Below are 26,495 nucleotides of genomic sequence, written 5' to 3'. Positions count from 1 at the left end.
ACCTGTATTGAGGGTCCACATAAATATGGATTTATTAGATAACGTTATCGCAAAAGCTGCAGGTATTCCGCATAAGCCGTTGAGTCAGGTTGTTTTCTGGCTTGGTTTTATTCTGAGTTTACTCTTAGCCGCGCAAATTACATGGAAACTCGTGCCTACCACCTCTTCTCCTACAGCATGGTCTCCCACTGCGGTGACCACGGCGGGTAAAGGGGCTGGGCAAATTGATCTGGCAGGATTACAGCAACTCGCACTTTTCGGCAAAGCCGACGCCAAGGCGGATAAACCTAAAGTCGAAGTGGTCGAAACCGTAACCGATGCGCCAAAGACTTCCCTTTCTATTCAACTGACGGGGGTGGTGGCATCCACCGCTGACCAAAAAGGTCTAGCGATTATTGAATCCAGTGGTAGCCAAGAAACCTACAGCTTGGGTGATAAAATTAAGGGTACATCCGCTTCGTTAAAAGAAGTCTATGCAGACCGGATTATCATTACCAATGCGGGTCGCTATGAAACCTTGATGCTTGATGGTTTGGTTTACACCAGTCAAAGCCCAGCGAATCAACAATTACAAAAGGCCAAGAGCGGAAAAGCTGAAGTCGTTAGCCGAGTGGATCAGCGCAAGAATGCTGAAATCTCTCAAGAGCTGGCCGAATCTCGCAGTGAACTCTTAGCCGATCCCAGTAAAATTACTGACTATATTGCGATTTCGCCCGTGAGACAGGGAGAAAACGTTGTTGGCTATCGCCTCAATCCTGGCAAAGATGTGAACCTATTTAAGCAAGCAGGCTTTAAACCCAATGACCTTGCTAAATCGATTAATGGATACGACCTGACCGTAATGAGTCAGGCGTTAGAAATGATGAGCCAATTGTCTGAATTAACTGAAGTTTCTGTTATGGTTGAACGGGAAGGGCAGTTGGTTGAAATCATGTTTAGTTTGCCGCAATAACACGCGTTAGGGGAAAGTAAAATAATGAATAACAAACGGATTCGACGCAAACTGATTGCTGGAGTTGTGGCGGGCGCCACTATGCTGACCTCGCAATTTGTTTGGTCTGAACAATATGCGGCCAACTTTAAAGGCACTGATATTCAAGAGTTTATCAATATTGTTGGTAAAAACTTGAACAAAACCATCATTGTTGACCCGACGATTCGCGGCAAGATCAACGTTCGCAGCTATGATCTGCTCAATGACGAGCAGTATTACCAGTTCTTCCTCAACGTGCTGCAAGTATACGGTTATGCCATCGTCGAGATGGAAAATAACGTTATCAAAGTGATCAAAGACAAAGATGCGAAAACCGCGGCGATTCGTGTTGCTAATGACAACGATCCTGGCCTAGGCGATGAAATGGTTACCCGCATCGTGGCGTTGTATAACACCGAAGCCAAGCAATTAGCACCATTATTACGTCAGTTAAACGATAACGCTGGTGGTGGTAACGTAGTGAACTACGATCCATCAAACGTGCTGATGCTCTCTGGCCGCGCTGCGGTGGTTAATAAGTTAGTTGAAATCATTCGCCGTGTAGATAAACAGGGTGATACCTCTGTTCAAGTCGTGCCACTTGAATATGCTTCTGCTGGCGAAATGGTGCGAATTATCGATACCCTGTACCGCGCGACAGCTAACCAAGCGCAGCTTCCCGGACAAGCGCCTAAGGTTGTTGCCGACGAGCGGATTAACGCCGTAGTGGTCAGTGGTGATGAAAAGAGTCGTCAACGGGTGGTGGAGCTGATCCACCGTCTCGATGCCGAGCAAGCCAGCACGGGCAATACGAAAGTACGTTATTTACGTTATGCCAAGGCCGAAGACTTAGTTGAAGTGCTAACCGGTTTCGCCCAAAAGTTGGAAGGTGAAAAAGATCCTAGCGCTCAGGCAGCGGGTGGTGGCAAACGTCGTAATGAAATCAATATTATGGCCCACACTGATACTAACGCATTAGTGATCAGCGCTGAGCCAGATCAAATGCGCACTATTGAAAGCGTGATCAACCAACTCGATATTCGCCGCGCCCAAGTATTAGTAGAAGCCATTATCGTGGAAGTTGCCGAAGGCGATAACGTCGGCTTTGGGGTGCAATGGGCCGCGAAAGCGGATGGTGGCACTCAGTTCAATAACTTAGGCCCAACCATAGGCGAGATTGGCGCGGGTGTATGGCAGGCGCAGGATAAAGAAGGAACCTATATCACTAACCCAAGCACGGGCGAGGTGATTGGCCAGAACCCAAAAACTAAGGGTGATGTGACCTTGTTGGCGCAGGCCTTAGGTAAAGTGAATGGTATGGCATGGGGTGTAGCCATGGGCGACTTTGGCGCCCTAGTACAAGCTGTGTCGGCCGATACCAACTCAAACGTACTGGCAACACCTTCTATTACTACCTTAGATAACCAAGAAGCATCTTTCATCGTCGGTGATGAAGTGCCTATTCTGACTGGTTCTACCGCCAGCTCAAACAACAGTAACCCATTCCAAACCGTTGAGCGTAAAGAGGTTGGGGTGAAGTTAAAAGTGGTGCCGCAGATCAACGAAGGTAACGCGGTTAAGCTTGCGATTGAGCAAGAAGTCTCCGGCGTAAACGGTAACACGGGTGTGGATATTTCCTTCGCGACTCGCCGTTTAACCACTACTGTTATGGCTGATTCAGGCCAAATCGTGGTACTCGGTGGTTTGATTAACGAAGAAGTCCAAGAAAGCGTGCAGAAAGTGCCATTCCTCGGCGATATTCCAGTACTTGGCCATTTATTCAAATCTTCTTCCAGTAAGAAGACCAAGAAGAACCTGATGATCTTTATCAAACCCACTATTATCCGTGATGGTGTGACGATGGAAGGTATCGCAGGTCGTAAATACAACTATTTCAGAGCATTGCAGCTTGAACAGCAAGAGCGTGGTGTCAATCTAATGCCTGAGACTAAAGTGCCGGTATTAGATGAGTGGAACCAGTCTGAGTATGTGCCGCCAGAAGTGAACGATATTTTAGATCGTTATAAAGAAGGCAAAGGGCTAGAGACTCAGATGCGTAAAACTGACCCGACTCTCAAGTCGCTGGATGAAAACAAAAACAAAGATAAAACACAATGAGTGAAATACAAGTATCCCAAGTCGAGGATTTAAGCTTAGTTTCCAATGAACTAGGTATTGAAGCCGAAGGTGATGAGGTATTTCGCTCCAGCAGCAAAGAGCGTTTACCCTTTGCCTTTGCCCACCGCCATGAGGTGATTTTAGCCTATGGCGATGATGGCGCCTTGAACCTGTTTTATACCGCCAAAACCCCGTTAGCGGCGATGCTTGAAGCGCGTCGCTACTCGGGCGTGGATTTACCTTTGGTACAGCTCGAGCCGAGTAAGTTTGAGGTCAAACTGACTCAGGCCTATCAAGCCAATTCCTCCGAAGCGCAGCAGCTGATGGAAGACATTGGCAATGAAATGGATTTATTTACTCTTGCAGAAGAGTTGCCACAAACCGAAGATTTGCTCGAAGGCGATGATGATGCGCCGATCATTAAGCTCATTAACGCCCTCTTATCAGAAGCGATTAAAGAAGAAGCCTCGGATATCCATATCGAAACCTACGAGAAGCAGCTAGTCGTGCGTTTCCGTATCGACGGTGTGCTGAAGGAAGTGCTTAAGCCGAATCGTAAGTTGTCATCCTTGTTGGTGTCGCGGATTAAGGTGATGGCGCGCCTCGATATCGCCGAGAAACGTGTACCACAAGATGGCCGTATTTCGCTGCGGATTGCGGGCCGCGCGGTGGACGTGCGGGTATCGACCATGCCATCGAGCCACGGTGAGCGTGTGGTGCTGCGTTTGCTGGATAAGAATGCCGGTAATCTGGATTTAAAACAGCTGGGTATGACGGACAGCATCCGAGCCAAGTTCGATGAGCTTATTCGTCGTCCCCACGGCATTATCTTGGTAACGGGTCCTACGGGTTCGGGTAAGAGTACCACGCTATATGCTGGGCTTACTGAGATTAACTCTAAAGATACCAATATCTTAACCGTTGAAGATCCCATCGAATACGAATTAGAAGGCATAGGCCAAACTCAAGTTAACACTAAGGCGGACATGACCTTTGCCCGTGGTCTACGGGCGATTCTGCGTCAAGACCCCGATGTAGTAATGATCGGGGAAATCCGTGACCTTGAAACCGCCCAAATTGCGGTGCAGGCATCCTTGACGGGTCACTTAGTGATTTCGACTCTCCACACCAACACCGCTTCGGGCGCGATTACCCGTTTGCAGGATATGGGTGTTGAGCCTTTCTTAGTCTCATCAAGTTTGCTCGGGGTATTGGCTCAGCGCTTGATCCGTACCCTCTGTCCAAAATGTAAGACTGCGCATGTGCCCGATGAGCGTGAACGTGAACTGCTGGGTATTACTGCCGATGATCCACGCCATATTTATCGTGCCAACGGCTGTAAGGCCTGTGGTAACAGTGGCTACCGTGGTCGTACTGGCATTCACGAACTATTGTTGGTCGATGATAATGTGCGCGAGCTTATTCACGGTGGACGTGGCGAACTGGCGATTGAGAAATATATCCGCCAGTCGGTACCAAGCATTCGCCACGATGGCATGAGCAAGGTGCTCTCAGGTATCACCACTCTGGAAGAAGTCCTAAGGGTGACCCGCGAGGAGTAAGCTATGCCTGCATTTGAATATAAGGCGCTGGACGCCAAGGGGAAGCAGCTTAAGGGCGTGATCGAAGCGGATACCGCCAGACACGCACGTAGCCAATTGCGCGATCAACGCTTGATGCCGCTGGATATTCTGCCGGTCAGCGAAAAAGAAGCCAAGGCGAAAGGTGCGGGATTTTCGCCCTTTAAGCGCGGGATTTCAGTGGCGGAATTAGCGCTGATCACCCGTCAAATCGCGACACTGGTGGCGGCGGGCTTACCGATCGAGGAATGTCTTAAGGCGGTAGGCCAGCAATGTGAGAAGGCGCGGCTTGCCAGTATGATCATGGCGGTGCGCTCCAGGGTCGTTGAGGGTTATAGTCTGGCCGATTCCTTGGCTGAATTTCCGCATATTTTCGATGACTTATACCGCGCTATGGTGGCCTCGGGGGAAAAATCTGGCCACTTGGAAGTGGTGCTAAACCGCTTAGCCGATTACACCGAACGTCGCCAGCAGCTTAAATCTAAACTGCAACAGGCGATGATTTATCCCATCATGCTGACGATTGTCGCCATTGGGGTTGTCTCAGTGTTACTTGCGGCTGTGGTTCCAAAGGTCGTTGGTCAGTTTGAGCATATGGGCGCCGAGTTACCGGCGACGACCCGTTTCTTAATTGCTGCCTCGGATTTTGTCCAACACTATGGTCTGTTTGTTGTTTTAGCGATAGGTATTCTGCTGGTCGTGTTTCAGCGTCTACTCAAGTCACCGATTTTCAAGATGAAATACCATACATTTTTGCTGAAAATGCCGGTGATTGGCCGAGTAAGTAAAGGACTCAATACTGCGCGTTTTGCGCGTACCTTGAGTATTTTATCCGCCAGTTCGGTGCCTTTGTTGGACGGGATGCGCATTGCCAGCGAGGTATTGCAAAATATGCGGGTACGGGCGGCGGTGGATGATGCAACGGCGCGCGTACGGGAAGGAACTAGCCTCAGTACCGCGTTGACTAACACTAAGCTATTCCCGGCGATGATGTTATATATGATCGCCTCGGGGGAGAAGAGTGGTCAGCTCGAAGACATGCTTGAGCGTGCTGCGGATAACCAAGATCGCGAGTTTGAGAGTAATGTGACGCTCGCCCTCGGCGTATTCGAACCCATGTTAGTGGTGAGTATGGCGGGGGTTGTACTCTTTATCGTGATGGCCATTCTGCAACCGATATTGGCGCTGAACAATTTGATTAGTGGCTAGTTTTTGACATTATGGAATATTGCCTTTCAGTCATACGGCTGAGAATGGCACAGGTTTTTTAGGAGATGTAATCGATGCAAATGAATAAAAAGCACAAGGGTTTTACCTTACTTGAAGTGATGGTGGTAATCGTTATCCTCGGTATTTTGGCGTCTATGGTGGTGCCAAATTTGATGGGCAACAAAGATAAAGCCGACCAACAAAAAGCGGTATCTGACATAGTCGCGCTCGAAAACGCCTTAGATATGTACAAGTTAGATAACGGTGTTTATCCAACGACTGAGCAAGGTTTAGAAGCCTTAGTGCAAAAACCAACGATTTCACCTGAGCCTCGCAACTACCGCGAAGAAGGTTATGTAAAGCGTTTACCACAGGACCCATGGCGTAATAACTACTTACTGTTAAGCCCTGGCGAAAACAGCAAGTTAGATATCTTTAGTGCAGGCCCAGACGGTCAACCAGGTACCGAAGATGATATCGGTAACTGGAACTTACAGAACTTCCAATAAGATGTTAACGCTGCGCCACGCCGGCTTCACCTTGATGGAGGTGATGCTGGTGATTTTGCTAATGGGACTCACCGCCGCGGCGGTGACCATGTCTATTGGCAATTCGGGGCCACAACAGGCGCTGGAAAAAACCGCGCAGCAATTTATAGCCGCTACAGAGTTAGTGCTAGATGAAACCGTATTAAGCGGCCAATTTATCGGTATTGTGGTGGAAAAAACCAGTTATCAGTTTGTTTTTTATAAAGATGGTAAATGGAATCCATTGGAAAAGGACAGAATTCTGTCTGAAAAACAAATGGAACCTGGTGTGGTGATTAATTTGGTGCTCGATGGTTTACCGCTCGCACAAGAGGACGAACAAGATGACTCTTGGTTTAAAGAACCTTTAATCGAGCCTTCTGCGGAAGATAAGAAAAAGCACCCTGAACCACAGATTTTGCTATTTCCCAGCGGCGAAATGAGCGCCTTTGAGTTGAGTTTTATTACCAAGACAGATAAAGGCTCCCTCGACGTGTTGGTGGTGGGCGATGCCCTTGGCCGTTTAACCCTAGGGCGCCCCGATGAAATACGCTAAGGGCATGACTTTACTCGAAGTGATCGTCGCCTTGGCGGTGTTTGCGATTGCCGCCGTTTCAATCACCAAAAGCTTGGGTGAGCAAATGGCGAATATGCCGATTTTGGAGTCGCGCACCCTTGCTCAGTGGGTAGCCGACAATCAAATGGTCGATGCCAGACTCGAGCCTCAATTTCCGGAAATCGGCAAAAAAGAGGGCCAAGTAGAACTGGCGGGTAAGGATTGGTACTGGCGAAAAGAAGTGGTGAAAACCACCGATGATAATTTTCGCATGATCCGTATTAGTGTCAGTGAAGATGAGCGTTATCAGCGTATTGCAGCACAAGTGAGCAGTTATGTCCTTAAAACAAACTAATGCTCATCGGGGGTTTACCCTGCTGGAAATGCTGATCGCGATTGCGATTTTTGCCATGTTGGGCTTAGCGGCCAATGCGGTACTCAGCACAGTTCTGACCAATGATGAAGTGACAAAGAATTTCTCAACCCGTTTAAAAGCGTTGCAACAGGGCTTTGGAGCGATTGAGCGCGACTTGGGACAGATGGTTGCCCGCACACCCAGACTCCTCGAAGGTGGCCGCGGAACAACGGTATTTCAGACGGGGAATGACCTTTTAGATTCGGAATCCGAGGCTTTAGTCTTTTACCGCTTGGGCTGGCTCAATCCAGATGGCTTATTGCCCCGAGGCAGTTTGCAGTCGGTCGCCTATGTCGTACGAGAAGGAAAATTAGAACGCTGGTATTATCCTTACCCTGAGCCGGAATTTGGTGCCGAGCCAATCAAGACGGTGATTATCGATAAGGTGCTCTCGGTCGAGTACTCCTTCTTTATGGAGGATAAGTGGGAGCGCAAGGTTGAGGCGACTAAGTTACCCAAAGCCATTGCAATCGAAATTGAGATTGAAGGTCTAGGTAAGATTCAGCGTAAGTTTATGCTGCCTCTGGGCGCGGCGGCGCCAGAAAAGTCTAGTGATGAAGACAACAAAGACGAAAACACCGAAGACAATAAAGAAGACAACGGTGACAAAGATAATAACGGCGATGGTTCCGGTAACGGGGAAGAAGATCCCGGCACCGGTGAGCCAGAAAATGAGGATGGCGCATGATAAGGCGAACTCCTACTAAACAGCGTGGTGTCGCGCTGATCGTCGTATTACTGATCGTGGCCATGGTGGTGATTATTGCCACCAATATTACCAGTCGTAATCAGTTGTCGATGCGCCGCACCTTAAACTTAGCTCAGTACGATCAGGCCTATTGGTATGCTATTTCCGCCGAAGAGCTGGCGAAGAAGATCCTCAAGCAGGACTTAGACGATTCAGAGGGGCGTGTCCATAAGCAACAATATTGGGCCATGAGCGATGTGGTATTTCCGGCAGAATATGGCGAGATTGCAGGCAAGATCACCGATATGCGTTCGTGTTTTAACTTAAATGCCTTGTCCGTCACCACAAAAGATGTGGAAAACGGTCAACCTAAATTGCCCTTGGCGGCTAGGCAATACAAGGCGTTATTAGTGAGTTTAGGTATGGATGATTTTACCGCAGATCATCTCACTCAAACCCTAAAGGATTATATCGACGAAGACACGATCGCCAGCCCCTATGGCGCTGAAGATGCCGAGTATGAAGCACGCCATGTGCCATACCGTGCCGCTAACACTCTGATGAATCATCGGAGTGAGCTGCGGGCAGTGATGGGATACACACAGGATATTTATTTGAAATTATTGCCTTATATTTGTGTTATCCCGGGGAATGACAGGCAATTGTTGAATGTGAATACCATTGATGTCGAACAAGCAGCGCTGTTGGCGGCCATGCTCGATAATCAGATTTCCGTCGGTGAGGCGGAAAGCATTATTAACCAGCGCCCTGGCGATGGTTTTGCCAAGATTGATGATTTTTACGAATCCTCCTCAATGGGGTCGATTAAATGGGAAGATGCGATGAAGTCGACTTTTGTGATCGACAGTCAATATTTCCTCCTTGCCTCGGGCGCAAAGGTCGACAACGCCATTTTTAGGATGGAGAGTGTGCTCAAAAAGGGCAGCGGTAACAAAATGGATGTGCTCACCCGTCAGTTTGGTGGACAAAAATAATAGCAAACAAGCTCAATCCCTTAAGGTTGAAGCTGGTGGAGAAAAACTGTGAGTGAACGGCTATTTATTCGCTTAGGCAGAACCGCAGAGCAGGCATGCTCTTGGCTGGTTTGGTCCGAACAAGAACAAGAAATTATCGCCTCAGGCGAACTGGCCAACGCCCAAGGTTTATCAACCTTAACTGAGCGCGCGGGCAATCGCCCAATTGATGTGTTGGTGCCAGCTTCCGCCATGACGCTCACCAGCGTGAATCTGCCCGAAAAAGGCCAACGCCAAGCCTTAAAGGCCCTGCCTTTTATGTTGGAAGAATCCATCGCCGAGGATGTGGATGCGATGCACTTTACCGTTGGTCCACGCAATGGCGATGCCCTCAGCGTGGTGGCCGTTGCCCATGAGCAAATGCAAACTTGGCTCAGCTGTTTGGCCGAAGCGGGCTTAAAAGTGAAGCGTATTGTGCCTGATTGCTTGGCCTTGCCATTGCAGGAATGCCAATGGGCGGCCATGCGTTTCGGTAACGAGTTATTGTTGCGTACAGGATTAGGAACGGGCCATAGCCTGCCTTTATCTTGGTTGCCAGTGGCAATGAAGCAACTGACGGCTCAGACAGACGAGGTGTCGGTCGCCAGTTATACCGAGATGGAGTTGGACGGTGTTGAGCTTAAGCCACAGCCACTCGACTTACCTATGTTGGTGCTGGCGCGCGGCATTTTACATGCGCCGATTAACTTACTGACGGGTGTCTATACGCCTAAGCGCGAATACAGTAAGCACTTGTTGCAATGGAAGAATGCGGCAATTGTACTAGCCATTGCTATTGTGTTGTCTCTGGTAAATAAAAGCTTAACCATTCATCAGGTAAATGGCCAAATCGCCGATTTGAAGGCGCAAAGTGAAGCCATTTATCAACAAGTGATACCAGGAAATTCACGCATCGTGAATTTACGCTCGCAGATGGAGAGCCAACTGCGAGCACTCCAAGGCCAAGGCAGTGGTGCAGAGTTTTTTGCTATGCTGGCGGGGTTACAAGACGCCTTTAAACAAGTACCTGAGCTAAAACCCAATAGCTTACGATTTGAAAGTGCCCGTAATGAAATCCGCATGCAAGTCACTGCTAAAAATTACGCGCAAATTGAGAAGTTTAAAGAGATTGTCGGCCGTCGTTTCCAAATGGATGGCGGTACGATGAACAGCGGTGAAGATCAGGTCACCAGTACCTTAACCTTGAGGAGCAAATAAGATGGATAATTTGCGGACTTGGTGGCAAGGGCTTGCATCGCGCGAGCAGCAAATCGTGGGCTTCGGCGCCGTTTTCTTAGTGATCGGCGTGTTTTACTGGGGTATCTGGACTCCCATTGCCAATGCCGAAGCCAATGCACTGCGCAACTTAACGGCGCAGCAGCAGACCCTGACCTATGTAAAGCAAACGGCGAATAAAATCGCTGGCTTAAAGCAAAGCGGCGCTAAGCCGACAATGTCAGGCAGCTTAAGCTCGGTCGTTAACCAAACGGCGGGCACTTACGGATTAGTGATCACTCGCATGCAGCCCCAGGGCGATAAAATCCAAGTGTGGATGGATGATGTGCCATTCGATGCCTTACTCAATTATTTGAGTGACTTAGTGCAGAAAAAAGGCCTATCACTTGAGAGTGTTGATTTGGCAGAGGCCGACGCGCCTGGCTATGTCAAAGTAAGACGTATCCAACTAGCGCAATAGGTTAAGGTGTAGCTGTGAGTTTGATAAAAAAAATCATTATAGGTGTACTGGTTTATTTAGTGTTTTTGCTGGCGTTATTTCCCGCCAGTGTCGCTGTGCGCCTCGCACCACTGCCTGCAAATGTGGGGATTTCTGGGGTGAGCGGCAGTATTTGGTCTGGCAGCATTGAAACCTTAAATCTGCAGCAACGCCAATTGGAACAAGTACGCTGGGAGCTGAGCCCTTGGGCGTTGTTTTTGGGTAAAGTGAAGCTGGATTTTCAAGTGGGTAGCCGTGCGACCCCAGTGAGTGCCAAAGGGTTAATCACTTGGTCTATGGGCGGGATCAGCGCCCAAGGATTGCGTTTTGAAGCGCCCGATAGCTTCTTGATTGGCAATGCAAAACTGCCCTTTAGAACCGAAATTAATGGTGAAGTCAGCCTACTGGTGGAAACTCTAGAGCAAGGTAAACCTTGGTGCGAGCAGTTATCGGGCAAGTTGTTTTTAAATCAAACCAATGTGAAGAACCAATTCGGCAATTATCCACTGGGTAATATCGAGTTGGGGCTGAGTTGTGTTGAGGGTAAAGTGCAGCTCGCCACCGATGAGAGCAAAAACCAGTTGGGGATTATTGGCACGCTACAGCTAGATGAAGGCAATATGGTTAAGGTTGCCGCTAAGATTAAAGAAACCAACGAACAGCCAGAAGATATGCGTAAATCTCTTAATATCCTCGGTAAGCGTGGAGATGATGGTTACTTCCCTATTGTTTATCAGGGGCGTATTCCTGGGCTTTAATCTTCAGTAAGTTTGTGCATGATTCGATAGAGGCACCTTAGGGCTGTCTCTCATACACAAATCCCTGAACAATGCTCAGGGATTTTTTTTGAACTCATTCCCCGCATTGTGATCAGATCGTCTAGGGCTAAATATTCGAGGCGATTATGATGAAGATGATGGATCCAGAGCAGTGGCACCGCGGTGGAAGAGCTGAGAATGCAGTGCCGTGAGAACCTGGAGCGTATGAGTGTGATACTGGCTTTTATCGCCACACGCTTACTCCAGCTTCGCTTTATGAAGGTATCCAAAGCGGAAGTGGCAGCACAATGTTGTGAAACGCTATTGGGTCAGAAAGCGTGGAAATTACTTTGGCTGAAAATGGAGGGACGTCCGTTACCTCAACAGGCACCCGATATGCAGTGGGCGTACGAGCGTCTGGCCAGATTAGGGGGTTGGAAAGATACCAAGCGGACAGGTCGAGCTTGTATAGAGGTATTGTGGGAAGGATGGTTTAGGTTACAAACCATCCTTGAGGGTTACGAATTGGCCATGTCTCTCAATCACGAAGACTTGTGATCAAGAGACAGGCCTTAGGGTGCCTTTTGTATTTTAAGGGATTAACCCGCCAGATCGGCAAATAGCAGGTGATAGTCGCTAATGGCCGGAAAATCATTGAAGGTTTTAGCCGGTTTCTGGCTATCGGGATTGCTGATCCCGAGCTGATGGCCTACGCCCGCTAAGCGCGCCGCATTCAAAATCGGCTCGCTATCATCGATAAACAGGCAACGCTCAGGCACTAGGGCGAATTTTTCAAATAGCGTTTGCCAAAATTGTGGGTGTTCCTTGGGATAACCCGTTTCATGGCTCGAAATCATCGCATCTAAGCCGCTTGCCAGTTCAGTGTGTTCCAGCTTAAGCGCAAGACTCTTAGGATGGGCATTGGTGACTAAGATACGTTTTTTACCCGCGGCGGCGAGGGCATCGAGAAACGGCATGCTGTCTTGGCGCAGCTGAATACGGTCAACTAAGTTACGGTGAAGCCCCATAATGTCGAGCTGTAACTCGGACTGCCAATAATCGAGGCAATACCAGTCTAATGTGCCCGCGACTCTGCCGTAGGCTTGTTCCACCAGTTGTTGTGCCTGGCTTTGGCTTAATCCCCGCTGCTTGCTCAGCTCCTGTGGCACCAGGCTCAACCAAAAATGGTTATCAAAGTGCAGGTCGAGCAGGGTGCCGTCCATATCGAGCAGTACAGTATCAATCTTCTTCCAGTCAAACATGGGCTGTCCTGTGTGATTCACTCGGCTGAGAATGAGGTTTACATTAGCCTATCTTGTCAGTATGACACTTTGTGCTAGGCTTGATTAATTCGTTTTTGTCTAAAAATGAGACACTTGGATATGGATATCTGCTCATTCGCCTTGCTTACCCAAGCTCCGAATATCACTAGTTTACAGCAAGAACTCACTTCTTTGTTGCAGCATGAGTGGTTGCCGCATATTAACCAACGGGATTATCAGGGCGGTTGGGATGTGTTGGCCTTGCGCTGCGCCGAGGAATATCGAGTCGCGCACCCTATTTTGCAGGCCTTTTCCATTAGTGCTGCAACAGATTGGGATAATTTGCCCTCACTGGAATCGAGCCCCGTGCTACTGCAGTTTATTCAATCCCTTGCTTGCCCGGTTAAATCGGTACGCTTAATGCGTTTACATGCTGGCGCCGAAATCAAACCCCATAGGGATCAAGGCTTATCCCTAGAGCAAGGCGAAGCAAGGTTGCATCTTCCCATTCAAACCCACGCCCAACTGCATTTTTATGTGGATGATAAGCGGGTGCCGATGCAGGCGGGGGAGCTGTGGTATATCAATGCCGACCAAACCCATTGGGTAGCGAACAAAGGTGTGGAAGCCAGAATCAATTTGGTGATCGATTGTGAAGTTAACTCGTGGTTAAAGGAGCTTATCCATGATGCCAAGATCAAAGCCTAATGCAGGGCAGCGCGAGGCGCTTTTGAGATTAAAGCTGTTTGCTCAGGCGCTGTTGCAATCCCATTCAGCGGGGGAGGCAAAGCGGCTTATCGATCCTATGCTGGCGCAGTTATGCCAATTGACAGGGGTGGAACTGCACCCGGCGTTGTTTCTCGATACGGAGGCCAGCATGACCCCTTTTGGCAAGGCTGTATCTCCAACAACTGCGGCGCAATGTGCAGAAGATCCCGAGCGTAGCAGAGTGTTTATTCAGGGAATTTATCAAGCGATACAGGACAAACTTAAAGCTCACTCGAATCATCCTGTGCACATACTCTATGCCGGAACAGGGCCTTTTGCTTGGTTAATTTTAGCCTTATTACCGCTATTTACGGCGAAGCAAGTGCGAGTAACCTTACTCGACATTCATCGAGCGTCATTGGAGAGTGTTGAAAAGCTGCTGGCATATTTCGGCGTAGCGGATCGTGTCGATGCGCTTATTTGTGCTGACGCTACGCTTTGGCGGCCAGCATCAACACAAGCCTTTGATCTGATTATTTCTGAAACCATGAAACACCTGCTGCAACAGGAACCGCAGGTACAGATTTTTAGCCAGCTACAGCATTTTTTAGCAGAGGATGGATGTTTGATCCCCGAGTCGATTGAGTTGGATGCGTGGCTCAAGCTAAAAGAGCAGCCGCCAATATATTTGGGCCCTTTATTCTGCCTCGATTTAGCCCATGCCCGCTTGCTCGCTCAAGGCGACAAGAGTGGGTTGGCGGGGAGCTTATTGTTACCCGATTATGATCCTCAACCCATAAACCTAAAATTGACGACGCAAATCAGGGTTTATGGCGAACATCAATTACTTGAAAATCAATCACAATTAACCCTATCCCAATATAAAAAATCCCTGTGGCTTAAACCTCTGAGTAGAGTGGACTTTAGCTACGAGTTGGGAACCTATCCCGATTTTATCTTCCAATATCAGCAGCAGAAATTGCCGCTTGTTGGCAGTGAGGATTTGAGTTGTTTGGGGATTTATCACTTGCAGCGGCTATGGCAAAAAATTCAGTTACAAAAGCTTGGACAAACCAATGAGGTGACAGAGGGAGAATGGAACCTAGATAAAGTGCTGCTGGATCTTTGCGGTATTGGATTAGAGCCTGGGATGAAGGCGCTCTATCAATATGATAAACAGGCTGATTTTATCGCCTTCGTTCAAAGGCAAACTAAGCTGACTACAGCGGATATTGTTGGCATCAATCAGCGATTGCGCGCCTTATCCCAAGCTGAGCCAGAAAACGGCAATACAGAGCTAGCTTATAGCGATGCTTTACCTCAAGTGCTTACCGACGCCCAACTCGCCTTTTGGCAACGGGAAGGTTATTTAGTCATCCCGCAAGTGTTGTCAAAAGCCCAATGCGCGGCGAGTCGAGCCGTGATTTGGCAGCAGCTTGGCGCGAATGAAAATGATCCATCAACTTGGTACCAGTCCCATGAGTTGATGCAGAAAATCATGCTGCAGTTATTTCGTCATCCCGTCCTCGATGCCAATCGGCAAACACCGCTAATCCGCCTAGCCTTTGAACAATTATGGCAGCGTACCGATTTAGTGATGACGACTGATAGAGTGAGTTTTAATCCTCCTGAAACGCCCACTTGGCAGTTTCCTGGCCCAAATATGCATTGGGATATGCCACTGCAACTACCCGTGCCATTTGGAACGCAAGGATTGATTTATCTTACGGATACCCCTGCCGAACAGGGGGCATTTTGCTGTGTTCCAGAGTTTCACCTCAAAATAGAAACTTGGCTACAGGAACAAAACAAGACTGATATTGAGTTGCAGCAACAGCGTTGGGAGGAATGGCCCATTAAACCCATTGCCGCAAACGCAGGGGATTTAATCATTTGGCACCACGCCTTGCCCCATGGACCGACGCCAAATCGAGGCGTGCTACCCCGCATGGTGCAGTACATTAACTTCTACCCAATGGCCAGCTAATGATTGATATTCATAAACAGCAGCAACGCTATTGGCAACTGTTGCATCAACCGCAAATGCTGATTTTGCTGCATCAAGCCAACGATGTTGAGCATTTTATTACTTTGATGGCCGACTTCTTCAATTGGCCCGAGCTAAATTTAGAGCAGATGCTGGCATTTATTGCCTTGCAGCAACAAGGTTTCATTCCGGATTTAGTACGCTTCAGCCAAGTTTGGTTTCCTTCTCGTTATCATGCTCAAACCAAAACAATAAGTTGGGTTCCTGTCTTTCAGCGGTTATCAAAACCTTTCTTGGAGGACGATATCAGCGATGCTCGTCGTGGTTTACTGGCCAGTTTTATCCAACCTCAAACTTTGCTCGAACCCTTATTATCCCAACGCGAAAGTTTGCCCGCGATCAATCCTAATTTGATGATTTTCCATTGGTCTCGTTGTGGCTCAACACTGGTTTCTAGCAGTTTTTCCCTACTCAAAACTTGCCGAGTGTTATCCGAATCTATGCTCTGCAGCGATGTGATGCATCATGATGCTTGGCCTTCGACCTTAACACCGCTGCTGGTGGATTTATGTTTAAGGCTACAAGGGCGCTTGAGGCCTGATGAGCGTGAGCTAGTGCTCAAGTGGAATGCGTGGGATTTAGCCTGTTGGCCCATGTTGCTCGAACTTTATCCTAATAGTCGAGTGCTATGCCTGATGCGCCACCCCAGAGATATTTTGGCTTCGCATCAACGCGTTGCTGGTATGCATATGGCGGGACGAGTGAAGGCTGTATTTCCCCATTCATTACCGCTTACGGAAAGTGAGCCTAGTGTAGACGCATTTCGAATGGGTGTGTTACATGGTTTTGCCCAGCAAACTGCTGCACTTTATCAATCAAGTCATTGCATCTTAATGGATTATCAACAATTAAATGCGCTTAAACCCAGCGAACTTTCGGCCATTTTAGAATGGCCGTTAGCCGCAGAAGATATTGAGCATTGGCAAGGCCACTGGCGCTTTGATGTAAAGCGACAAGGGCAATTGTTTGTACCCATGGTACCCGTGCTATCTACCCCATTAAATGAATCACAAACTCTCTCATGGCAGCTGTTATTGAATGCTTATGAGCAACTGTTGCAACCTTTAGTTCGAGATAAAAACCATGATGCTAGCTGAGTTAAATCCATTCACTGGCTTGAGTATTAAGCCTGCCAATGCAAGCGATAACCTATTTATGGCAGAACTTTTTTATTCAACTAAAACCTTCTTCTATGAGCTTGGTTTACCCCTTGATGTCGTACAGAACATGTTGGAGCAACAATATCGGCTGCAACAAGTCTCCTATCGGGAACAATATCCAAATGCCATCAGCTACATTTTGTTTTATCGGCAAAAAGCGGTCGGCAAACTGATGCTAGATATTAATGAGCAGAGAGTTCATCTTGTTGATTTTATTATTACGCCAAGCATGCGAGATCGCGGTTTAGGCTCTGCGGTATTAGAGGCGGTCAAGCTTGAGGCGACACAACGTCAGTTGCCTGTTCATTTATCAGTAGAGAGTGAAAATACTCAAGCTAAATCACTTTATTTACGGCATGGATTTCAGTTTCAAAGCCGTTCCGAAACCTATGAGTCAATGCTATGGCCTTAAACGTTGGCTGATAATTTACACAAAATTATTTCTGCCTAATTGTGTTTGCCGATTTTTCAGATATGTTTAGTTGTAACTAAGTTGTTTTAATTGCGTTGCATAATAACCTCCCCAATGTGTGATGTGGATGATGTTGTAATCAGCAGAAGGAACTCGCTGTCGATTAATTGTCGTGAGTAATTAAACCATTAAAAGACGTTACATAGACAAAATCGTTATTTAAGGAGAAATACAATGTCAGAGCCATTTATTGGAGAAATCCGCATGTTCGCTGGTACTTTCGCTCCGCGTGGCTGGGCGCTTTGCAATGGACAGTTATTGGCCATTTCCACCTACAGCGCGCTCTTCTCTCTTCTAGGTACAAACTATGGTGGCAATGGCACCACAACCTTTGGATTGCCTAATCTGCAAAGTCGTACTCCTGTGGGTACCGGAACTGGTGCAGGGCTAAGCAATATTGTTCTTGGGCAGAGCTCCGGTGCTGAGAACATCAATCTCACTACCAATCAGCTACCTATTCATACACCAACAGCTACTTTCACTGGCAATGCAAGTAGTGTGGCTGCAACGGTTGATGTTGCTACCACTACGACCACTGCAATGGTTCCTCCGGCAACGGGCGCAACTACCTACCTCTCTGCTACGACAGCTAAGGCGGGGCCTGCAAATGTTGCGTTTAATGGATTGTTTACTGGTACGGCGCCAGACTCTACAAAGGCTAGCCTCGGTGGAGTGCAGGGTAACGTAACACCTACAGGCACAGTAACCGTCAATCCTGTTGGTGGAGGACAGCCTGTCGGAATTCGCAATCCCTATCTGGGAATGAATTTTATTATCGCGTTGGAGGGTATTTATCCGTCACGTAATTAACGTTGGATAATTGCTATTAAATTAATTCAGTAATCCAGAGGGAATTAAATCTTCTGGATTACTGGTTTTAGCTACTTTAGCTAAATCAAAAATTTTCGTACACAGCTATTAAGGGGCTTAATATGTCATGCTGCAAAACAGATCATCCCGATGATCGATATCAAACTCCGGCTTGTGGATTCGTAAATATAAATACGGGCATTAAGTGGATCGTTCAACTGGGTTTTGCAGCAGTAGTGTTGCTAAGTATGAGTGTCAATGCGGCTTCAATTCCTTCTAATGTCATTGTCGATTTCAATGCTTCTGGTTTTGTTGAGAGTGCAGACCATGGATCAAATGTTTTTACACAGGGTGACTTTAAAATAACTTACAGCGCCGCTAACTGGTTTCAGGATACGGATGATGGTCAGAGTAATTCTGCCGGGTTATTTGCAGGTATGTATTCTGGAGTTGAAACAATTATTGTCGAAACCACCTCGGGCAATGAATTTGACTTCGTTAGTTTTTACATCAATGCATTTGGTGGTGGTTTTGCCTCGGTTGAGGGCTTTAGAGACGGATCATCTGTGGGGACTCAAAGTACTGGGTCTGGCTTTGGTCAGGCTAATGGCTCATTTACTGTAACGTTAAACAACAATCCCTTTGATAATGTTGACAAGGTAGTTATTACTTCAAATGGCGGCGGTTATTTTGATGTATTTGATAGCTTTGTATTTAATACGGTTCCTGATATCACCCCTCCAACAGTCACCAGCGTAAATGTCCCTAGCAACGCAACTTATATCACCGGGCAATCACTGAGCTTCATTGTTAACTCGAGCGAAAACGTCATCGTGAACACGGGTGGTGGAACTCCCCGTATCGCATTGACCATTGGCGCCACAACCAAATACGCAACCTATTCGTCGGGCTCTGGAAGCTCGGCGCTGGTTTTTAGTTACACGGTTGAGAGTGGTTTGGTTGATTCTGATGGTATTACCGTAGGTGCGCTTGGTTTGAACGGCGGAACCTTGAAAGATGCTGCCAATAATGACATGACGCTGACGCTAAATTCTGTCGGCTCCACAAGCAGTGTTCTTGTGGATAGTACAGCCCCCACCGTTTCTTCTGTGATAGCCAGTACAGCCAATGGCACTTACAAATTGGGCGATAGCATCAGTATCCAAGTTAACTTTAGCGAAGTGGTCAATGTCACTGGTACGCCACAACTGACTCTGGAAACAGGCACAACAGATCGTGCCGTTAATTATACCAGTGGCAGTGGAACCAGTAGCTTGACCTTCAGCTATACGGTTCAGGCGGGCGACAACAACAGCGATTTGGACTACGTATCAACTAGTGCACTGGCGTTAAACAGTGGCACCATTCGTGACGCCGCTAGCAACAACGCAACGCTGACATTGGCAACACCGGGTGCTGCCAACTCATTGGGCGCCAATAAAGCGCTGGTTGTGGATGGCGTTACACCGTCTGTAACCAGCACAGCTCCTGTTGGTGGCGCAGTATCGACTGATACCAGCGTCGATTTCACGGTCAACTTCAGCGAATCCGTCAGCAATATTTCTACCGATGACTTTGCGCTTGGTACTACCGGTGGCGCGACCGGCACTATTGCAAGTGTATCAGCTAGTTCGGGCTCCAGTGTGACAGTGACCGTCAGTGGTATCACCGGCAACGGTACTATCAAGCTGAATCTGAATGGCGCAACGAATATCAGCGATGCTGCTGGCAACGTAGGTCCAGCCGCCTATACGAGTGGTTCCGCCCATACTGTGGCCATTCCGACAGTGCCTGATGCGCCAACCATAGGCACTGCAACCGCAGGTGATGGCCAGGTATCAGTTGCTTTCAGCGCTCCCGGCAATAACGGTGGTTCTGCTATCACTGGTTATACCGTGACCTCTAACCCCGGAGGTTTTACAAATACGGGTGCCAGTTCACCGATTCTCATCACCGGTCTCACCAACGGCACTGCCTATACCTTTACTGTGACGGCGACCAACGGGATAGGTACAGGCACTGCCTCGGCCGCATCCAACTCGGCAACTCCCAAAGCCGACCAGACAATTACCTTTGCCCAGCCGAGCAACTATAACTTTGGTACTACACCGAACTTGTCTGCAACTTCAGACTCCGGTCTCACAGTCACCTTCTCGTCGTCTACCACTGGCGTATGTACGGTGAGTGGCGTTGCTTTGACCTTTGTAAGTGCAGGTACCTGTACGATTGATGCCGATCAGGCTGGTAATAGCGCAACCAATGCGGCGACTACAGTAACCCAAAGCTTTACGGTGAATGCGGTAGTTCCTGATGCGCCAACCATCGGTACGGCAACCGCAGGTGATGCCGAGGCAACGGTAACATTTACTGCACCTGCCAGTACCGGTGGTGCATCGATTCTTGCTGGTGGTTACACCGTCACTGCTAGTCCAGGTGGTGCAACAGGTACTGGCTCCGGTTCGCCGGTTACAGTGACCGGCTTGACCAATGGTGCTTCCTACACCTTCACGGTGACAGCGACTAACTCGGCGGGCACGGGGGCGGCTTCAGGAGCATCGAATTCCATTACCCCGGCAGCACCGCAAACCATCACCTTTAACAACCCTGGAGCACAGACCTTTGGGACTACACCAACGCTGACAGCCAGTTCGTCTGCAGGCGGTGGTTATGTTGTCACTTTCACCTCATCCACCCCTGGTGTCTGTACGGTGAGCGGCACTACGCTAACATTCGTGACCGCTGGCACCTGTACTATTAATGCGAATCAAGCGGGCGATTCATCCTACTTGGCCGCTCCCCAAGTCAGCCGCTCGTTTGCGGTAAGTGCGATTGTTCCTAGCGCGCCCACCACTATTGTTGCGACGGCAGGCGATACCCAGGCGAGCGTGGCGTTTGCACCTCCTGCCAATAACGGCGGTTCGAATATCCTCGGCTATGTTGTATCGGTGACGCCAAATGACGTTTTACCTGTCAGTGGAGCAGGCTCACCGATTGTGGTGAGTGGTCTAACTAATGGTGTGACCTATACCTTTACGGTGGAAGCTGAGAATGCAGTGGGTTTCGGCCCTGCCTCCAGCGCATCTAACCCAATTACGCCCAAAGCGATCCAAACGCTTACCTTCCTCAATCCGGGATCGCAAAACTTTGGTACTTCACCGACTTTGACTGCAACGTCTGATTCAGGTTTGGCACCAACCTTTACCTCATCCACTCCGAGTGTCTGTACCATCACCAGTGGGGGCTTATTGAGCTTTGTCACTGTAGGCACTTGTACCATCAACGCAGACCAAGTGGGCAATGCGAGTTATTTGGCGGCGACTCAAGTGAGTCGTTCATTCAGTATCAATGCCGTTGTGCCAAGCGCGCCAACAATCGGCACTGCCACTGCGGGGAATGCTCAAGCAACGGTGAGTTTTAGTGCTCCGGCATTCACTGGTGGTGATGCCATTACGGGCTATTCCTTAGTATCGACTCCAGGCGGTATTACGGCATCGGGTACTTCTTCACCCATCACGATAATGGGATTAACCAATGGGACTTCCTATTCATTTACGGTTGCAGCTATAAACTCAGCAGGAACCAGTAGCGCCTCCTCGGCGAGTAACGCAGTGAAGCCTAATGGTGCTCCCGTTATCAGTTCAACCGCACTCACGAGTGCCACCCAAGATGCAGCCTATAGCTACACCTTGGTAGCGACGGATAGCGACGTGGGCGACAGTCTCACCTTAAGCGCCGTGACACTGCCAAGCTGGCTGAGCTTTAATGCAGCCACGGGCGTACTGAGTGGTACCCCAGCTAATGCTAACGTAGGCAGTCATGCCGTGGTACTACGCGCCACCGATGTGGATGGTTTAACCGCAGAGCAAAGCTTCAGCATTGTGGTGGCAAACGTTAATGATGCACCGACCATCAGTTCAACGGCGTTAACCAGTGCCAACCAAGATGCAGCCTATAGCTACACCTTGGTGGCGACCGACAGCGATGTCGGCGACAGTGTCACCTTAAGCGCAGTCACTCTGCCAAGCTGGCTGAGCTTTAATACTGCCACTGGCGTGTTAAGCGGTACTCCAACTAATACCAATGTCGGCAGTCATGCCGTGGTGCTACGCGCCACCGATGTCGATGGCTTAACCGCAGAGCAAAGCTTCAGCATTGTGGTGGCAAACGTTAATGATGCACCAACTATCAGTTCAACGGCGTTAACCAGTGCTACCCAAGATGCAGCCTATAGCTACACCTTGGTGGCGATCGACAGCGATGTCGGCGACAGTGTCACCTTAAGCGCCGTGACACTGCCAAGCTGGCTGAGCTTTAATGCAGCCACAGGCGTGTTAAGTGGTACCCCAACTAATGCTAACGTGGGTAGCCATGCGGTAGTGCTACGCGCCATCGATGTCGATGGCTTAACCGCAGAGCAAAGCTTCAGCATTGTGGTGGCAAACGTTAATGATGCACCGACCATAAGTTCAACGGCATTAACCAGTGCTACCCAAGATGCAGCCTATAGCTACACCTTGGTGGCGACGGACAGCGATGTCGGCGACAGTCTCACCTTAAGCGCAGTCACTCTGCCAAGCTGGCTGAGCTTTAATGCAGCCACAGGCGTGTTAAGTGGTACCCCAACTAACACCAATGTCGGCAGCCATGCGGTGGTGCTACGCGCTACGGATGTGGATGGCTTAACCGCAGAGCAGAGCTTCAGCATTGTGGTGGCAAACGTCAACGACGCACCGACCATCAGTTCAACGGCGTTAACCAGTGCTACCCAAGATGCAGCCTATAGCTATACCTTGGTGGCGACGGACAGCGATGTGGGCGACAGTGTTACCTTAAGCGCAGTCACTCTGCCAAGCTGGCTGAGCTTTAATGCCGCGACTGGCGTGTTAAGTGGTACCCCAACTAACGCCAATGTCGGCAGTCATGCCGTGGTACTACGCGCCACCGATGTGGATGGTTTAACCGCAGAGCAAAGCTTCAGCATTGTGGTGGCAAACGTTAATGATGCACCTGTCGCTACCAATCAGACAGTGACGCTAGAGGAAGACAGTTCGGTGATGATCACGCTTGCGGGTGAGGATGCCGATAATGATCCTCTGACCTATGAGATCAGCGCCCAACCTGCCTCTGGTACCTTAGAGCAGCACGGTAGTGTCTGGCTCTACACGCCTGAGAAGGATTTTAATGGTACTGACTCTATTGGCTTTATCGCTAAAGATGCAGAGCTGAGCTCAGAGCCTGCCACAGTCACCGTTACGGTTACGCCAGTGAACGACGATCCTCAAGCTATCGATGACAGCTATACCTTAACCAGTACTGCAAATGACACCTATTCGTTAGCTGTGTTGGCAAACGATGTGGATGTTGATGGTGACACCTTAAGCATTGATGGTGCTGCTGCGGATATTGGCAGTGTACAAATCACTGCTGATGGACTCAGCTTTACCGCGCCCGAGGCTTATGTGGGGCCAGTTGCACTACGTTATACCATTAGCGATGGCAACAAAGGCCGAGCAACCGCCAAAGTGAATCTGCTGATTGAAGGCGCTGATTCAGCGAGTCAACCCGTGATCACCCTCCCTGATGATGTGGAAGTGAATGCGACAGGCCTGTTTACGCGGGTGAAACTCGGTTTTGCCAAGGCGGTTGACCGTAATGGCCATCCATTACCCGTGTCGCTGGTGAATAAGAGCTTATTCTTCGCTCCTGGCAACTACTTAGCCTATTGGCAGGCTATAGACAGCGAGGGCAATAAGGCGATTAAAGCGCAGAAGGTCAAAGTCAATCCATTGATTTCGCTGAGCAAAGATCAAGTTATTGCAGAAGGGAATCAAGTGACCGTGAGTGTTCACCTCAACGGAGAGGCACCAAGCTATCCGCTGAGTATTCCTTACACAGTGTCAGGAACGGCAGACAGCAGCGACCATGATTTGGTTGATGGCGTAGTGGAGATAGCCTCAGGACAAATGGCAGAAATCCACTTTACTACCTTGAACGATGGTGTGAGTGAAGGGAATGAAGAGGTACTAATCAGCCTTGACCCAAGCCTGAATCTTGGTAGTAAGCAGCAGACCCAAGTGGTGATTACCGAAGCCAATATTGCACCACAGGTTAGTTTGGCGGTGACTCAAGCTGGCCAGCAACAAGTCATTGTCGCGCAAAATGGCGGCGATGTGCATATTCGTGCCACCGCCTCCGATGCCAATGAGCAAGATACATTGACGCTGACGTGGGCTAGCGGCGCGTTAAGCTTGCAAGCGGATGCGACGGGGATGATGTTCTCTCCAGCCGCGGTAACGCCGGGGATTTATCCCGTGAGCTTAACAGCGACCGATGATGGTTCGCCTATGCTGTCGAGTACCGAAACAGTGTACATCGTAGTGCGTCCAAGTTTAGCCGCATTGACGAGTGCCGATACGGATGGCGATTTAATCCCTGATGTTCAAGAAGGCTATAGCGATAGCGATAGTGATGGCATCCCAGATTATTTGGATGCGAACAATGACTGTAATGTGATGCCTGAAGGTGAATTGCAGCCAGTGTACTTCTTGGCCGAAGGGCAAGCGGGCGTCTGTTTACGTTTGGGAAATATTGCCCTAAGCCGTGGACAGAGCGGTGTGCAACTACAGCCTGAAGCCGTGGCTGAAGATGCTTTAGCTGCCAATGTGGGTGGTATTTTCGACTTTATCGCGACGGGTCTGCCACAACAGGGCCAAAGCTATAGCTTGGTATTGCCACAACGCTCGCCCGTTCCAGCGAATGCCGTCTACCGCAAGTTTAATGCGCAAGCGGGCTGGCGAGACTTTGTGATTGATGCAAACAACACTGTTGCCAGTACTGAGGGTGAACGTGGTTTCTGCCCGCCACCCGGGGATAGCCGTTGGACGCCGGGATTAACCGAAGGCCATTGGTGTGTGCAGTTGACTATCGAAGACGGTGGCCCTAACGATGATGATGGTGTGGCTAACCGTACTATCGTCGACCCAAGTGGCGTCGCGGTGATGCTCAATGGTAACCACTTGCCTGTCGCCAATCCCGACTCGGCAGCAATTGCTTGGAACCAAAGTATCGATGTCAATGTGCTCGCCAACGATACGGATAGCGATGGCGATAGTTTGAGCGTCACGCAAGTGATTAGTGAGTTTGGCACAGTCACCGTGCTGGCCAATCAGCAGCTCAGCTACACACCGGCGGCAGACTTTATCGGCACCGATGTGTTGGTGTATAGCATTACTGATGGCAAAGGCGGTACGGCAAGTAGTGAGCTGACGATCGTGGTGAATGGTAACACTGCACCTGTGACTGTCGATGACAGCGCCGCTACCGATGACCGTACCAGCTTGCTTATCGATGTGCTGAGTAATGACACCGATGTGGATGGTAATACGTTAACCTTGTTAAGTGCGACGGCTCAACAGGGCACTGTGGCTATCGAAGCCAATAAACTGCGCTATATCCCTAAAACAGGATTCGATGGTGTGGATACCGTGACCTATAGGATTAGCGATGGCCAAGGTGGTGAAGCGACGGGGCAGGTGCTTATCACAGTGAAAGCCTATCAAGAGGTCATTATCGATAATAAGTCAGGAGGAGGCAGTATGACCTTATGGGCGTTGGCATTTATCTTGGCATGCGCGATATTGCGTCGCCGAGAATTACAGCGATTGGCCTTAGGCTGCCTGTTATTGCTCAGTGTGACGCAACAGGCACAGGCAACCGACTGGTATGTTGAGGGTTTTATCGGCCAAGCGCAGGCCGATAAAACACTGCCTGAGTTGAATACCCAAGTCGGAGAGGGACAACTCCTCAACGTCGATGACTCGGATACCGCATTTGGGGTGAGTCTAGGTTATCAATGGACGCCGATTGTGGCGTTGGAACTGGGCTATGCCGATTTTGGTGAAGGAACAGCGAGGATTAAGGGCGCGACGTTAACGCCAGCGCAATACCATGAGTTGGTGAAAACTGTCACCCCAGTGCTTGCCGATGGGGTTATGTTGGGCTTGAGATTTACCTTGCTGCAGCATCAAGGTTGGCGCTTTGAAGTGCCTGTAGGCTTGTTCCATTGGCAAGCGGATATTAGTAGTACCATGGGCAATACCACGATAACGACCGATTTAGACGGCACAGATTGGTATGCGGGAGTGCGTTTCAGTTACCAATTTAGTGATGCTTGGTCTATGGGTTTAGGTTATCAATACATTGATATTGAACCGAATGACCTATTGAGCTATCAACTCAATCTGCGTTATCAGTTTTAGATGATATTGACATCAAAAGGGGCTTAGCCCCTTTTTTGTGGGTGAATTTTCGCGATAAAAAGCGGGAAAGTTTTAGCCGCTTCTCCTTTGTTATTGCTTAGTGCGTGACTTAAATCCCATTACTTGGGTGCTGGTCTTTGGAATAGCCGCACTAAATTCAGGTTGTAGATTAAAGACAGGATAGTAAGATTGTCACTTATCCTAGTTAGTTTGTTGCTATTTTTATC

At 49.0% G+C, this 26,495-nt stretch carries 19 protein-coding genes and 1 pseudogene; 19 read left to right on the top strand and 1 reads right to left on the bottom strand.

Annotation, left to right across the window (positions count from 1 at the left end):
* Positions 1 to 25: 25 nt before the first annotated feature.
* The 13 genes and pseudogenes from gspC to KXJ80_RS01175 form a co-directional block, all read left to right on the top strand.
* Positions 26 to 952 carry a type II secretion system protein GspC gene (gspC, locus tag KXJ80_RS01235; RefSeq protein ID WP_037427535.1) on the top strand — a complete coding sequence of 309 codons (927 nt, stop codon included), beginning with the start codon at positions 26 to 28 and terminating at the stop codon, positions 950 to 952.
* Positions 953 to 976: 24 nt separating this feature from the next.
* On the top strand, positions 977 to 3,091 hold the full coding sequence (gspD, locus tag KXJ80_RS01230; protein ID WP_099457140.1) for a type II secretion system secretin GspD: 2,115 nt from the start codon (positions 977 to 979) through the stop codon (positions 3,089 to 3,091).
* Positions 3,088 to 4,653 (top strand): type II secretion system ATPase GspE, encoded by a 1,566-nt coding sequence (gspE, locus tag KXJ80_RS01225; RefSeq protein ID WP_037427531.1) that lies wholly within the window; start codon positions 3,088 to 3,090, stop codon positions 4,651 to 4,653. The genes gspD and gspE overlap by 4 nt, the downstream gene beginning before the upstream one ends.
* Positions 4,654 to 4,656: 3 nt before the next feature.
* On the top strand, positions 4,657 to 5,880 hold the full coding sequence (gspF, locus tag KXJ80_RS01220; RefSeq protein WP_037427529.1) for a type II secretion system inner membrane protein GspF: 1,224 nt from the start codon (positions 4,657 to 4,659) through the stop codon (positions 5,878 to 5,880).
* 74 nt (positions 5,881 to 5,954) lie between these two features.
* A complete protein-coding gene (gene gspG, locus KXJ80_RS01215) occupies positions 5,955 to 6,389 on the top strand; it encodes a type II secretion system major pseudopilin GspG (protein ID WP_011715426.1) in 435 nt (144 codons plus the stop codon).
* 1 nt (position 6,390) lies between these two features.
* On the top strand, positions 6,391 to 6,963 hold the full coding sequence (gene gspH, locus KXJ80_RS01210) for a type II secretion system minor pseudopilin GspH (RefSeq protein WP_218737951.1): 573 nt from the start codon (positions 6,391 to 6,393) through the stop codon (positions 6,961 to 6,963).
* Positions 6,950 to 7,318: a type II secretion system minor pseudopilin GspI gene (gene gspI / locus KXJ80_RS01205; RefSeq protein ID WP_037416429.1), complete on the top strand. Its 369-nt coding sequence runs from the start codon at positions 6,950 to 6,952 to the stop codon at positions 7,316 to 7,318. Before gspH ends, gspI begins: the two co-directional genes overlap by 14 nt.
* The gene (gspJ, locus tag KXJ80_RS01200; RefSeq protein ID WP_069453822.1) at positions 7,299 to 8,066 is read left to right on the top strand and encodes a type II secretion system minor pseudopilin GspJ; all 768 of its coding nucleotides are present in this window, start codon (positions 7,299 to 7,301) and stop codon (positions 8,064 to 8,066) included. Before gspI ends, gspJ begins: the two co-directional genes overlap by 20 nt.
* On the top strand, positions 8,063 to 9,061 hold the full coding sequence (gene gspK / locus KXJ80_RS01195; protein ID WP_144346548.1) for a type II secretion system minor pseudopilin GspK: 999 nt from the start codon (positions 8,063 to 8,065) through the stop codon (positions 9,059 to 9,061). The genes gspJ and gspK overlap by 4 nt, the downstream gene beginning before the upstream one ends.
* 48 nt (positions 9,062 to 9,109) lie before the next feature.
* On the top strand, positions 9,110 to 10,297 hold the full coding sequence (gene gspL, locus KXJ80_RS01190; protein ID WP_069453821.1) for a type II secretion system protein GspL: 1,188 nt from the start codon (positions 9,110 to 9,112) through the stop codon (positions 10,295 to 10,297).
* A 1-nt stretch (position 10,298) separates the two neighbouring features.
* A complete protein-coding gene (locus tag KXJ80_RS01185; protein ID WP_011715431.1) occupies positions 10,299 to 10,775 on the top strand; it encodes a type II secretion system protein M in 477 nt (158 codons plus the stop codon).
* Positions 10,776 to 10,789: 14 nt separating this feature from the next.
* Entirely contained in the window at positions 10,790 to 11,551 is a 762-nt protein-coding gene (locus KXJ80_RS01180) for a type II secretion system protein N (RefSeq protein ID WP_218737631.1), read from the top strand.
* 165 nt (positions 11,552 to 11,716) lie between these two features.
* Positions 11,717 to 12,109: pseudogene (locus KXJ80_RS01175) on the top strand (IS4 family transposase); the annotation flags it as partial.
* A 41-nt stretch (positions 12,110 to 12,150) separates the two neighbouring features.
* Here KXJ80_RS01175 and yrfG read toward each other — a convergent pair.
* Entirely contained in the window at positions 12,151 to 12,813 is a 663-nt protein-coding gene (yrfG, locus tag KXJ80_RS01170) for a GMP/IMP nucleotidase (protein ID WP_218737630.1), read from the bottom strand.
* Between the two features lie 120 nt (positions 12,814 to 12,933).
* Between yrfG and KXJ80_RS01165 the strand changes: the two genes are divergently transcribed.
* The 6 genes from KXJ80_RS01165 (at position 12,934) to KXJ80_RS01140 (ending at position 26,268) form a co-directional block, all read left to right on the top strand.
* The gene (locus tag KXJ80_RS01165) at positions 12,934 to 13,521 is read left to right on the top strand and encodes an aspartyl/asparaginyl beta-hydroxylase domain-containing protein (RefSeq protein WP_218737629.1); all 588 of its coding nucleotides are present in this window, start codon (positions 12,934 to 12,936) and stop codon (positions 13,519 to 13,521) included.
* Positions 13,499 to 15,508, top strand: coding sequence for a phytanoyl-CoA dioxygenase family protein (locus KXJ80_RS01160; protein ID WP_069453818.1), 2,010 nt, complete (start codon positions 13,499 to 13,501; stop codon positions 15,506 to 15,508). The genes KXJ80_RS01165 and KXJ80_RS01160 overlap by 23 nt, the downstream gene beginning before the upstream one ends.
* On the top strand, positions 15,508 to 16,665 hold the full coding sequence (locus tag KXJ80_RS01155) for a sulfotransferase family protein (protein WP_069453817.1): 1,158 nt from the start codon (positions 15,508 to 15,510) through the stop codon (positions 16,663 to 16,665). The genes KXJ80_RS01160 and KXJ80_RS01155 overlap by 1 nt, the downstream gene beginning before the upstream one ends.
* Positions 16,652 to 17,140, top strand: coding sequence for a GNAT family N-acetyltransferase (locus KXJ80_RS01150; protein WP_069453816.1), 489 nt, complete (start codon positions 16,652 to 16,654; stop codon positions 17,138 to 17,140). Before KXJ80_RS01155 ends, KXJ80_RS01150 begins: the two co-directional genes overlap by 14 nt.
* A gap of 234 nt (positions 17,141 to 17,374) precedes the next feature.
* Positions 17,375 to 18,010 (top strand): phage tail protein, encoded by a 636-nt coding sequence (locus tag KXJ80_RS01145; protein ID WP_069453815.1) that lies wholly within the window; start codon positions 17,375 to 17,377, stop codon positions 18,008 to 18,010.
* A gap of 122 nt (positions 18,011 to 18,132) precedes the next feature.
* Positions 18,133 to 26,268 carry a putative Ig domain-containing protein gene (locus tag KXJ80_RS01140; RefSeq protein ID WP_259474514.1) on the top strand — a complete coding sequence of 2,712 codons (8,136 nt, stop codon included), beginning with the start codon at positions 18,133 to 18,135 and terminating at the stop codon, positions 26,266 to 26,268.
* The last annotated feature ends 227 nt before the right edge of the window (positions 26,269 to 26,495 follow it).

Source organism: Shewanella xiamenensis (assembly GCF_024971755.1).
GTDB classification, from domain to species: domain Bacteria; phylum Pseudomonadota; class Gammaproteobacteria; order Enterobacterales; family Shewanellaceae; genus Shewanella; species Shewanella xiamenensis.
Note: the sequence above shows the minus strand (reverse complement) of the source record. Positions and strands in the feature narration are given on the sequence as shown.